The sequence below is a fragment of the Constrictibacter sp. MBR-5 genome (genome assembly GCF_040549485.1).
Classification (GTDB): Bacteria; Pseudomonadota; Alphaproteobacteria; order JAJUGE01; family JAJUGE01; genus Constrictibacter.
Genome location: NZ_JBEPTK010000009.1, coordinates 180,693 through 192,393, shown reverse-complemented (window position 1 = coordinate 192,393; position 11,701 = coordinate 180,693). Strand labels below are relative to the sequence as shown.

Here is an 11,701-nt window from a genome sequence, read left to right as displayed (position 1 = left end):
CGCCTACGGCTCCGCATCACCCAGGACGGCAGCGAGCACTTCAGGGGGTCAATATTGCAAGCCGATACGGGGTCAGCTTTGAACGCCGTTTGACAAGCTCGTCTCGGATCATCCGGAGCCCACCCGCGACTCCGGTTTCGGCCGGGAGGTGCGCGAGGCCCAGGCCCGCCGCCGGCAATGGCTGATCGCCGAGGGCCTCGCTCACGAGGAACAGAATCGGATCGTCTATCGTGCCAACATGCTGGCGACCCTGCGCCGGCGCGAGCTCACTCGCGTGGCCGGTCAGCTCTCCGAGGAGTTGGGCCTTGCCTATGTTGAAGCCCGCCCCGGCGAGCCGGTGGAGGGGACGCTCCGCCGTTCCGTCCAACTCGCCAGCGGCAAATATGCGCTCGTCGAGAACAGCCGCGAATTCACCCTCGTCCCATGGCGCCCCATCCTCGAACGCCATGTCGGCAAGCAGGTCTCCGGCATCATGCGCGACGACGGCATTTCCTGGACCATTGGGAGGCAGAGGGGTGGGCCGAACATAACGTAGTCATTCGTGGGGAAAGACCCGTCGGCAGGGGGCTTCAATTGACAATCGCGGTGTTGATCAAACGACGGCGCGACCTTCCGCTAAGCGCTGCAAAGCATGCGTTTCGCCAGAAATGTCCAGAGCAACCCCGCCAGAATCAACCGATAGATCACGAAATGAGTAAAGCTGGCGCGCTAGAGCCAAGCCATCAGCCCGGCAATCGCAGCAAGTGCACTTGCAAACGCAAGCATCCCGGCAAGCACTGCGTCGCCCTGAAGCGCGACGTCCCCGGGCCGAGCGAGGTCATAACCTCCAAGAAGGCCCGCCGCGGTGGTGGTGCGGATAGAGAGCGGTAACGAAAAGTGTGCCGTGTCAACGGCGTCGCTTGTCCACCGTTGGGGGACAGTGGACGAGCGGCTAGTGTTCCCGGACAGACGCGGGAAGCTCACGATCGGCCCAATGCGGGATCGACCGATCTTGCTTTGGACGACGCGGAGGAGGAAGTATCCCCACCGCATGCTCAGCTTTGGCCAGCTTTTCGAATTGGTCGGGGGGTATCGCCGACCGCAATCCCTCGACGGCGGTCTTCAGAGCTTGGGCCTTTTCACCTCGTTCGATCGCTTGATCGGCCGCCAGTGTCGCAATCAACGGTACCGGCTGCGTACCGCCACCTGGCGGATGATCATTTGCTGTGGGTGGCCGCGTATCATCTTCCGGTCGTGGGCTAGCCGAGCGAGGGCGGAAAACGGGAGGCTCGAGGAAGTCGATTAACGCTTTTTTCGCAGACGGACCGTGTTCGACTTGCGCGAAGACCTGCCGATCGTGAAGCGCCGCGTCAGCATCGGCAATCGATCGTACGATCGGCCGCTCCCTATCAAGTGAATGAGAGTTGAGAGCTTTCGATAGCGAAGGGGAGACCGTCGACACCAAAACTGTTGTCGACAAGAGCGCTAGGGTTTTGAGATTGTTCCTCATGCAAACTTCCTTCCATACCGCAGGCTACGGTCATGAAATTAGGAGGCTCGTGTATCTGGGGTTCATCCCTACGGTGCCGAAAAGTTTCCAAAGGAAGAAATTTTGTAAACGAACGTTGCTCGGAAGACCATTACGAGGAACGCGTCAAATCCGGGATGGTCGGCTGCAGCGCATTGAGGCAATCATCCAGTGGCAGCATCGTGTGGCGTCGGAAGGCGACAATCACCGCTTCCTCTTCCACCGACAGGACCGTCGAACGTGGTTCTGCCGGTCCCGTCCGGCGGTCGCTGACCGTATCACGGTTCTTCCACTTGGCGGCCATCTTCTGGTTAATCCCGTAGCGCTTGGCCAGCGTTTTCAGGCTCGCTTGACTATTCTGTATTGCTCGACGAACCGCCTCTGTCGTCGTGGCGCTGCCGTGAAGAAACTGTCCCATAGTGCATCCTTCCATTCCTGGGAAAACAATGCACCATCAAAGCCCGGGATCAAACACCAAGATTTGCCGCAAGAAGTTTTCAGGCGAGCCAAAATTCGATTGAAACTTCTGGCTGGTTTCGCGCTTGAAAGATACCGCAATCTCGTCAGGAGCAAACTTTGGTGGTAAAATGCCAAGCGCGTTCTACCAATAAAATCCATATCGACGGAATTTGGGCGGCAAGAACGAGGGTAGCCGTGGTTTATAAGACATGCCCGCAATTGTCGGATACTGCGGTGTTGCCAAGGCGGTGAGTTCACGCAGCCTGGCGATCCGACTTTCTGTGCTTGGATGCGTTCGCAAGAGAGACGGCTCGGGAATGCGCCGGCCGGGAAGAAAAATTTCTTCCCAGAACCTTCCGACACGACGTTCGAGTTTGCTCAGCGCTCTCATGAGACCCTCCGGGTCGCCAGTCAGCTCTGCCGCCGCGCGATCTGCGTCATACTCGCGGGTGCGCGACAGGCCGAGCTGCACGAGCGCCATCAAGGTGGGCGCGAAGATGAGAAGCGCCACGATATGCCACGGAACATAGACCGCGCCCGCGAAAATAAGAGGTAGGTTGAGGAGCAGCAGGAATTGTCCAAGCCAACTCGCGATGGAAACCAACCGTGACATCATATCTGCCAATCCCATGATCCACAGGTCGCGGTTCGCGATGTGGCCAACTTCGTGAGCCAGGACGCCGACGAGTTCGCGACCGTCGAGGAGTTGAAGCAGTCCATCGGTGACGCAGATTGTACTGTCTTCCGGACTGCCCATCGCGAAGGCGTTCGGCAACGGGCTCGATACGCGATAGAGCTTCGGCGCGCGCGGCAAATCGGCACGTCGCGCAAGTTCCGCTATTCCTGCGACAAGGCCGGGCGCATCACGTCCCGTTATGCGCTCCGCCTGATATGCGGACAGCAAGAAGTCTTGCGGCAGATTGGGGGCAAAAATCAGACCCGCAACCATTCCGAAGGCAAGCAGTAGCCCGACCTCCGCGCCGACGACCGCTGTCATGGACACCCAGGCGATCATCGCCATAAGGCCAAGCAAGAGCGCGGATTGGACGAGATTGATAAATCGATGCCTCGTCGAGACAGCAGGCATTTCCGGCTCCTATCGCGGTTCGCCAAGTGTGATCCTGAGGCTCTTGTGTTGATCGCCGCGCCGGAGGTGCAATTCAACCTGATCCCCGGGGCGATGCGCTTCGAGCGCCGCGATCAGGTCAGCCGCTTCATCAACTCTAGTCGCTCCAAGGCCGATTATCCGGTCGCCGGCTACAATGAACCCATCGCCGCTAATGCGGGCGGGGACCAGTCCCGCGCGGGCAGCGGGGCCGTCAGGATCGACTCCGAGGACCATGACGCCGGAGGAGCCATCCTGCGCGAGCATCGCGTCGACCCTGGGATCGAATAAGATGCCGAGTCGTGGTGGTGCATAGCTGCCGCGAGCGATGAGCTGTGGCACCACCCGGTTGACCGTATCGACGGGAACCGCAAAGCCGATTCCCGCACTGCCGCCGGATGGACTGAAAATCGCCGTGTTGACGCCGATCAGACGCCCCGCGCTGTCAATCAGAGGGCCACCGGAATTTCCGGGGTTAATTGCTGCGTCCGTCTGGATCAGGCCACGTATCGGGAGACTGCCTTCTCCCGGCAATTCGCGGCCGAGAGCCGAGACAATTCCGGTCGTCATCGTCCAGTCCAAGCCAAACGGATTGCCGATGGCGAACACGCTCTGACCGACACGCAACTCGTTGCTGGTGCCGATGGGGATTGGCGGTGGCCGGTCAGAACCTACGCCGATATGCAGGACTGCCAGATCGTGCTCGGGGGCACGCCCCACCAGGCGCGCGGAGAAGGCACGGCCATCAGCCAGCCTGACAACTGCCCGGCTCGCGCCGGCGATAACATGATTGTTCGTCACCACATGACCGAGTTCGTCCCAGACGAATCCTGAACCGTTCCCGCGCGGAACGTCATAGGCATTCCGGGTCCAGGGATCGACTACACGCTCGGCCGTCGTGATGAAGACGACACTGTCTCGAGCGGCGTTGAATACCGTGATGGTGCTTTGTTCAAACGCCGCCAGGTCGCCGCGCGGAGCCACGGCGCGCGGTTCGGCAAACCGACCGAGCACAACGCCCTGAATGATAGGAAAGCTCTGCCACACAATTATGATAAGGAGCGCGGCAGAGGTTGCTGAAACAAGTCGAATGAAAAAGGTTCGGTTCATTGACCGCCATCTGCATTTTCAGTAGGGGGCTGTTCGCGTCGGTCCTGATCGCGCACGAGCCAATGGACAACCCCGAGCGCAAGCGCCGCGCCCGCGAGTGCGGCAATCTTGGATGATTCCGTCTCGCCGAGGTCCAGGATGATGAATTTGCGCGCGATGGCGAGGAGCGCGATCAGCACGATCGTGCGGACCTGGAGGATCCCGAAGCTGCGTTCGGTCGCAACAAGAAGGGAGCGCTTGAACTCGAGCGCGATCACCACGGTGAAGATCATGCCGAACACCACCTGAAAGGTGGCGTAATCGAGAGTGTCGAATGCCCCCAGAACCAGGCGGTTCACGACTTCGCGCATCAGCGCCCAGACCGATGCCACGACGATCGCCGCAATGATGACGCTGAGGACGAAGATGACAACTTGCTCGAACTTCTCGTAGAGCGTCATCGCCGACCATTGTTCACGGGTCAGCCCGGATCGTTGCAAGTCCTTCATGATTGCTCCTCGAAAGCCGCCCCGGAGAGACAAGCTCCCCGGGGCTTCGCCAGACGGTGCGATATCGCACGGAGCGGAGGGGACGCCGCAAACCGGCGACACCCAATGTGGCAAATCAGCCGTTCTTGACCTCGATGCGCTTGACCTTGGCCTGCGCCTCGGGAGTCTGGGGCAGCTTGATCGTCAGAACCCCGTTCTTGAAGGATGCTTGCGCCTTTTCGCCATCCACACCGGGGGGGAGCGGAATTGTCCGGTAGATCGCGCCGTAGCTGCGCTCGGAGAGATAGTATCCCTTCTTCTCCTCCTGGCGCTCGATCTTCTTCTCCCCCTTCACAGTCAACATGTCATCGTTGACCGTCACCTCGATGTCCTTCATCTCCATGCCCGGCAGCTCGATCGACACTTCGATCGCCTTGTCGGTCTCAACCATGTCGGATTTGGCTTCGCCGCTGCCCCAGGGCCATTCGAACTGACCGACCCGGTTCCAGAAGTTCTCGAACACATGGTTCATTTCGCGCTGGAGCGTCGCGATCGGGTTGTCTTCGCTGCTCTTGGCGTCTGGCGCGCCGTCCTTGCGCGCCCAGGGGATCAGGTCCTTGATCTGCATGATGGTGTCTCCTTCGGTTTTCAGGCGCCCTTGACGGCGATCCTTTTTGGCTGCGCTTCAGGGGCTCGGGGGAGCGTCAGGGTGAGGACGCCTCCGCGCATCTCGGCCTCGATCCTGTCGGGGTCGAAATCCTCGGAAAGCGTGAAGGCCCTCTCGAAATCACCCTCGCCATATTCGGCATAGGCAAGTTCCAGGTTTTCTGGCCGCATCGGCTCAACCTTGCCGCGGATCGTCAGCACGCGGTTTTCGAGTGTGATTTCGACCGCATCGGCGGCGACCCCAGGCATTTCGAGCATCATGGAGACACCCTGATCGGTCTCGACGATATCGGTCAGCGGGCGGTAGATGCGGCCGCCGCCGGCGGTCTCGGGCGCGTCGGTCGGCGTCTTTTCGGTGGCTTGCGTGATGTCGGTGCTCATCGTTCCAGCTCCTCTCAGGCTGCCTTGATCTCGATTTTCTTTGGCTTTTCTGCCTCGGGCCGGGAGATGACGATCCGCAATACGCCGTTCGTCATCCTCGCCTCGACCTTGTCATCCGAGGCCGCGAATGGCAGGCGGATAGCGCGGGAAAACTTGCCATAACCGCGTTCGTTGCGGTGCCAGCGCGCACCTTCGGGAACCTCGGGCGCCTTGCGTTCGCCCGACAGCGTCAGGACGTTGTCCTTGACCGCGATCTCGATATCGCCCGGCTCAATGCCAGGGAGTTCGGTAGTAACGGCGACGGCTTCCGCACCCTGCCAGACATTCACTGCCGGGAATGCCGCGCGAGACGGCGACGGCCAGAAACCGCGGTCGAGATCGCGCATCATGGAGCGCATCAGCGCAAAGGGATCGCTGCGGCGCAGATATGTCGGATAGGGCATTGCTGGCCTCCTGTTGCTGATCGACACCCCAAACCGGCAGCATGGTCCGGCCGGGCAACCGGGCCGGCCGGATGTCGGTTCGGAGACCGTCCATCAAGATAGGCGGTTCCAATTATTATGCAAGCATATATGATGCTTGCATTGCACTTTGGGTGGACCGCAGTCTATCCTGATTTCTCATGCAGACGGAGGAAAGATACCCTTGATCACTTCTGATCTTGCCCTGATCGGGACGACGATCCACCGGGTCGCGCAGCTCATCCAGCAGCGGATCGACAACGAGATCGGCGACAGCGGGCTGACCCGCCTGTCCTGGATGGCGGCGGCGCATGTCGAGGATGAGCCTGGGCTGACCATCGGCGATCTGGCCGACCGGCTGGAGGTCGGCCCGGCCACAGCCGGCCAGCTCGTCGATCGCATGGTCAGGGGCGGCTGGGTCGAGCGGTCGCCCTCGCCCGACGACAGGCGGGCGCAGATCGTCACGGCAACGTCGAAGGCCCGGGCGATGCTGAAGGAACTCGCGCCGCGGCAATCGGCGCTCGAAGATGAAATCCTGCAGGATCTGTCGGCGGACGAAAGGCGCGTCCTGCTGGCGCTGCTCGAGCGGATCAGGGCGCGGATCGGGCGCTAGTGAAAGGGACAAGGGGCATGGAAAGGAAGACCGAATACAACATCTGGTACTGGGTGGTGGCTTTCATAGCCGTGCTTTTCATCCAGAACCTGATCGCCGGCTGGCAATCCGTCGCGCCGATCAGCTACAGCCAGTTCGAGAAGTATCTCGCTGACGGGAAAATTTCCTCTGTCGCGGTCGGGTCAGACACTATCACAGGCACCTTCGCCGAACCGGTCGACGGCAAGAAGCAGTTCGTGACGACCGTAGTGAATCCCGCAATCCTGGAACGGATAGACCGGTCAGGTATCGAGATCACTGGCGTTCCGCAAAACACTTTTCTCGGCACGCTGATTTCCTGGGTGGCGCCAGCGCTTGTCTTCTTCGGAATCTGGATGCTGCTGTTCCGCAAGTTCGCCGACAAGCAGGGCTTCGGCGGGTTCATGCAGGTCGGCCGCAGCAAGGCCAAGGTTTACATGGAAAAAGAAACCGGCGTCAGCTTCGCCGACGTGGCCGGTGTGGACGAGGCCAAGGCCGAGCTCGAGGAGGTCGTGGAGTTCCTCAGGAACCCCGCCGAATACGGAAAGCTGGGCGCACATATCCCCAAAGGCATATTGCTCGTCGGGCCGCCGGGCACCGGCAAGACGCTTCTGGCGCGCGCAGTGGCAGGCGAGGCCGGCGTGACCTTCTTTTCGATCTCGGGATCAGAGTTCGTCGAGATGTTCGTGGGCGTCGGTGCCGCGCGGGTGCGCGACCTGTTCGAGCAGGCTCGGAAATCCGCGCCGGCGATCATCTTCATCGACGAACTCGACGCTCTTGGGCGGGCGCGCTCCTCCGGACAGATCGCCGGTGGCCATGATGAGCGTGAGCAGACGCTGAACCAGCTTCTGACCGAGCTCGATGGCTTCGACCCTTCTGTGGGCATCGTGCTCCTGGCCGCCACCAACCGGCCCGAGATCCTCGATCCCGCGCTGCTGCGCGCGGGCCGCTTCGACCGGCAGGTGCTGGTGGACAAGCCCGATAAGAAGGGGCGCATCCAGATTCTCGGCGTGCACATGAAGACGGTGACGCTCGCCCCGGACGTCGATGCCGAGAAGGTCGCGGCCCTGACCCCCGGGTTCTCGGGCGCTGACCTCGCCAACCTCGTCAATGAGGCAGCGCTCCTGGCCACGCGCCGCAAGGCTGATGCGGTGACGATGGACGACTTCAACAATGCCGTGGAGCGTATCATCGCGGGGCTGGAAAAGAAGAACCGCGTTCTGAACCCGCGCGAACGCGAGATCGTGGCGCATCACGAGATGGGGCACGCGCTGGTGGCGATGGCTCTGCCCGGCACGGATCCGGTGCACAAGGTCTCGATCATCCCGCGCGGCATCGGCGCGCTCGGCTACACCATCCAGCGCCCGACCGAGGACCGCTTCCTGATGACGCGCGAGGAGCTGGAGAACAAGATCGCCGTCCTCCTCGGCGGGCGCGCGGCCGAGAAGATCGTCTACGACCACCTCTCGACCGGGGCGGCCGACGATCTGGTCAAGGCCACCGATATCGCCCGCGCCATGGTCGCGCGGTACGGGATGGACGAAGACCTCGGGCATGTCAGCTACGACACCGATCGGCCCGGCTTTCTCGGCACCGGCGACCAGTCGTCGTGGCTGAACCGCCGCTACAGCGACGCCACTGCCGAGCGGATGGACGCGAAGGTGCGCGACATCGTGGATGGCGTGTTCAAGCGCACCCTCTCGCTTCTCGAAGCCAACCGGGCGCTGCTCGAGCAATCGGCGCAGGATCTCCTGCAACGCGAGACACTGGACGAGCCCGATCTGGTGGCAATTGGGTCCAAGGTGAAAAGAACGGAAGCCGTCGCTGCGTGACACCGTCACTGACGCAGATGATCGGCGGACAACCCTGACTGGATAAAGAAACGGAGAGGAAAAATGGCAAACGGAACTTGCGATATTTGCGGTCGCCCGGCGACGGCGCGCGTGCGCGCTTCGGTGAACGGCAGAGTTCAGAACATGGAGCTGTGCGATCAGCACTACCGCGAAATGGTGCGCCGGTCGGGCCGCAGCGCATCGCCGCTGGAGTCCCTGTTCGGACGACATTCCCTTTTTGACGAATTTTTCGGCGACAGCGGGTTCGGCGGCCTCTTTGGTGACAGCCCGCTGCGGGGCGGCACGCTCGGCTCCATGGGTGACGGCGATGACGATGTCGTCGACGCCACTTTCGGTGAGGGTGCCCCGCGGCGTGGATCGCGGCGCGGCGGTGGACGCACCATCGCTGACCGGCTGAGCGAACAGGGCAACAAGCTGTTGCAGGATGCCGCACAGAAGGCAGGCGAATTCGGGCGCAGCGAGGTCGATACCGAACATCTGCTTCTGGCACTGACCTCGTCCGACGTCGTCAAAACAATCCTGGAACAGTTCAAGGTCGATGTGGACGACCTGCAGCGCCAGGTCGAGAAAGAAGCGAAGCGTGGAGAGGCCAGGACGGAGGGCGAAATCGGCGTCAGTCCTCGCCTGAAGGACGCGCTGAACCGGGCCTTCATCGCCTCGAACGAACTCGGCCATTCCTATGTCGGTCCCGAGCACCTGCTGATCGGCCTTGCCGAGGAAGGTGAAGGCCTGGCCGCGTCGGTCCTGCGCAAGTACGGCCTCACGCCGCAAGCGCTGCGCCAGCAGGTGACCAAGGTCGTTGGCAAGGGCGCCGAGGAAGGCCGGGTGGAGGCGCCGTCCAGCACGCCCGATCTCGACCAGTTCAGCCGTGACCTGACGAAGCTCGCCCGCGAGGGCAAGCTCGATCCCGTCATCGGCCGCGCCCGCGAGATCGAGACGACGATTGAAGTGCTGGCCCGGCGCAAGAAGAACAACCCGGTGCTGATCGGCGAGCCGGGCGTAGGCAAGACCGCCATCGTCGAGGGACTCGCACAACGGATCGTCGCGGGCGAAGTGCCCGAGGCGCTGCGCGACAAGCGGCTGGTCGAACTCAACATCAACTCGATGGTGGCCGGGTCGAAGTATCGCGGCGAGTTCGAGGAGCGGGTGCAGAAGATCCTCAAGGAGATCACCGAGGAGAAGGACAGTCTGATCCTGTTCATCGACGAGATCCATACCATCGTCGGCGCCGGTCAGGGCGGTGGCGAAGGCGGTCTAGACATCGCCAACACCTTCAAGCCGGCGCTGGCGCGGGGCGAGCTGAACCTGATCGGCGCGACGACGCTCAACGAATACCAGAAATACATCGAGAAGGACGCAGCGCTCGAACGCCGCTTCCAGCCGGTCTATGTCGAGGAACCCACGGTCGCTCAGGTCATCATGATCCTGCGCGGCCTGCGCGACACGCTGGAGGCGCACCACAAGGTGACGATCACCGACGAGGCCATCGTCGCGGCGGCCGAGCTTTCGGACCGCTACATCACTGGCCGCTTCATGCCTGACAAGGCGATCGACCTGATCGATCAGGCCGCCGCACGTGTGAAGATCAGCGCCACAGCGCGCCCCGTGGACGTCCAGGAGCTAGAGGCCGAGGTCGCGCAGATCAAGCGCGAGCAGGACTATGCCGCAGCCCGCAAGCAATTCGACCGGGCAGCGGAATTGAAGAGGGAACTCGAACAGAAGCAGAAGGAGCTGGACGAGCTTCTGGAGATTTGGAAGCGCGACCAGGCTTCGGCGACCGCCGAGGTGCGCGCCGATCATGTCGCGCAGATCGTCTCGAAGATCACCGGCGTTCCGGTCACCGAGCTGACCACCGAGGAGAAGGACAAGCTCCTCAAGCTCGAGGAGAAGCTACACGAGCGCGTCATCGGCCAGGAAGAAGCGATCCGCGCCGTGGCCGATGCGGTGCGCCTGGCGCGTGCGGGTCTGCGCGAAGGCTCCGGTCCGACTGCGACCTTCCTGTTCCTCGGGCCGACCGGGGTTGGCAAGACGGAACTGGCCAAGACGCTCGCCGAGGTGATCTTCGGCGACCAGGATGCGATGATCCGCATCGACATGTCGGAGTATGGCGAGCGCCACTCGGTTGCCCGGCTGGTTGGCGCGCCTCCGGGCTACGTCGGATACGACGAAGGCGGGCAACTGACGGAGAAGGTGCGGCGTCGGCCCTACTCGGTCGTGCTCCTCGACGAAATCGAGAAGGCGCATCCGGATGTATACAACATCCTACTTCAGGTGTTCGACGATGGCCGCCTGACAGATGGCAAGGGCCGCGTGGTGGACTTCACCAACACCATCATCATCGCCACCTCGAACCTCGGTTCGGACATCATCCAGCGCAACCTCAAGAAGCGCGGCACCAAGGAGTTCGACGAGGCAAAGCAGAAGTCCGAACTGATGGACGTGCTGCGCGGTCATTTCCGGCCAGAGTTCATCAACCGGATCGACGAGATCATCGTCTTTCATTCGCTGAATCAGTCGGAGATCCGCCAGATCGTCGAGTTGCAGCTCAACCGGGTGAAGCGGACCGCCCTTACCCAGGGCGTCGAACTCGAATTCGACGTGAGCGTCGTGGATCACTTCGGCGCGGTCGGCTTCCGTCCAGAATTCGGCGCCCGCGAACTGCGACGACTGATCCGGTCCGAACTGGAGACCGAGTTGGCCCGCGAAATGCTCTCCGGGCGGATCGAGGATGGTGACAAGGTCCGCGTCGCCTGGTCGGCGGACGAGCAGAAGGTCGTGTTCGAAAAGATCGCAAAGGACACCGGTGACGTCAGCCCGGACGGTCAGGCCAAGGCCGGGATCGACGAGTCCGGCAAGTTTGCCGGAGACAAGGCGGACGATCCGACGCCCGACGTCCCGGCCGAGGCCAAGGAAGAGGTGCAGTCCAAGGAGGACAAATCCGCCGGGTGACTTTGCGAGGGACTGGCCCGGCGCGATGAGGGTCGCGCCGGCTCATCTCGTCGAAAAGCGACAAGAAGGTTTCACGGCATGAAAGTCATAAGAGCGTTTCGCAATCTCGACC

At 62.0% G+C, this 11,701-nt stretch carries 10 protein-coding genes and 2 pseudogenes; 4 read left to right on the top strand and 8 right to left on the bottom strand.

The genetic code is table 11. The features are described from left to right. Positions 1-106: 106 nt before the first annotated feature. Positions 107-535 (top strand): annotated as a pseudogene (locus tag ABIE65_RS18595) (DUF3363 domain-containing protein); the annotation flags it as partial. A gap of 396 nt (positions 536-931) precedes the next feature. Here the strand turns inward: ABIE65_RS18595 and ABIE65_RS18590 are convergent. The 8 genes and pseudogenes from ABIE65_RS18590 to ABIE65_RS18555 form a co-directional block, all read right to left on the bottom strand. Then, entirely contained in the window at positions 932-1,489 is a 558-nt protein-coding gene (locus ABIE65_RS18590) for a hypothetical protein (protein ID WP_140056107.1), read from the bottom strand. A gap of 133 nt (positions 1,490-1,622) precedes the next feature. Further along, positions 1,623-1,925, bottom strand: a pseudogene (locus tag ABIE65_RS18585) (IS481 family transposase); the annotation flags it as partial. Positions 1,926-2,108: 183 nt separating this feature from the next. Beyond that, positions 2,109-3,053 carry a zinc metalloprotease HtpX gene (locus ABIE65_RS18580; RefSeq protein WP_086466659.1) on the bottom strand — a complete coding sequence of 315 codons (945 nt, stop codon included), beginning with the start codon at positions 3,051-3,053 and terminating at the stop codon, positions 2,109-2,111. Between the two features lie 9 nt (positions 3,054-3,062). After that, positions 3,063-4,181, bottom strand: coding sequence for a S1C family serine protease (locus tag ABIE65_RS18575; RefSeq protein ID WP_354079788.1), 1,119 nt, complete (start codon positions 4,179-4,181; stop codon positions 3,063-3,065). Next, positions 4,178-4,669, bottom strand: coding sequence for a phosphate-starvation-inducible PsiE family protein (locus ABIE65_RS18570; protein WP_086466661.1), 492 nt, complete (start codon positions 4,667-4,669; stop codon positions 4,178-4,180). Before ABIE65_RS18570 ends, ABIE65_RS18575 begins: the two co-directional genes overlap by 4 nt. A gap of 115 nt (positions 4,670-4,784) precedes the next feature. Further along, positions 4,785-5,276, bottom strand: coding sequence for an Hsp20/alpha crystallin family protein (locus ABIE65_RS18565; protein WP_112999681.1), 492 nt, complete (start codon positions 5,274-5,276; stop codon positions 4,785-4,787). A 20-nt stretch (positions 5,277-5,296) separates the two neighbouring features. Further along, positions 5,297-5,695, bottom strand: a complete 399-nt coding sequence (locus tag ABIE65_RS18560; RefSeq protein WP_024845976.1) for an Hsp20/alpha crystallin family protein — start codon at positions 5,693-5,695, stop codon at positions 5,297-5,299. A 14-nt stretch (positions 5,696-5,709) separates the two neighbouring features. Continuing rightward, complete coding sequence (locus tag ABIE65_RS18555) at positions 5,710-6,138, bottom strand: Hsp20/alpha crystallin family protein (protein ID WP_354079785.1); 429 nt, start codon at positions 6,136-6,138, stop codon at positions 5,710-5,712. A gap of 202 nt (positions 6,139-6,340) precedes the next feature. Here ABIE65_RS18555 and ABIE65_RS18550 point away from each other — a divergent pair, with 202 nt between their 5' ends. The 3 genes from ABIE65_RS18550 to ABIE65_RS18540 all read left to right on the top strand — a co-directional run bounded on the left by ABIE65_RS18550 (position 6,341) and on the right by ABIE65_RS18540 (position 11,589). After that, positions 6,341-6,769, top strand: a complete 429-nt coding sequence (locus tag ABIE65_RS18550; protein ID WP_354079783.1) for a MarR family winged helix-turn-helix transcriptional regulator — start codon at positions 6,341-6,343, stop codon at positions 6,767-6,769. A 17-nt stretch (positions 6,770-6,786) separates the two neighbouring features. Beyond that, on the top strand, positions 6,787-8,619 hold the full coding sequence (ftsH, locus tag ABIE65_RS18545) for an ATP-dependent zinc metalloprotease FtsH (protein ID WP_354079781.1): 1,833 nt from the start codon (positions 6,787-6,789) through the stop codon (positions 8,617-8,619). Between the two features lie 63 nt (positions 8,620-8,682). Continuing rightward, positions 8,683-11,589, top strand: a complete 2,907-nt coding sequence (locus tag ABIE65_RS18540; protein WP_354079779.1) for an ATP-dependent Clp protease ATP-binding subunit — start codon at positions 8,683-8,685, stop codon at positions 11,587-11,589. Positions 11,590-11,701 lie beyond the last annotated feature (112 nt).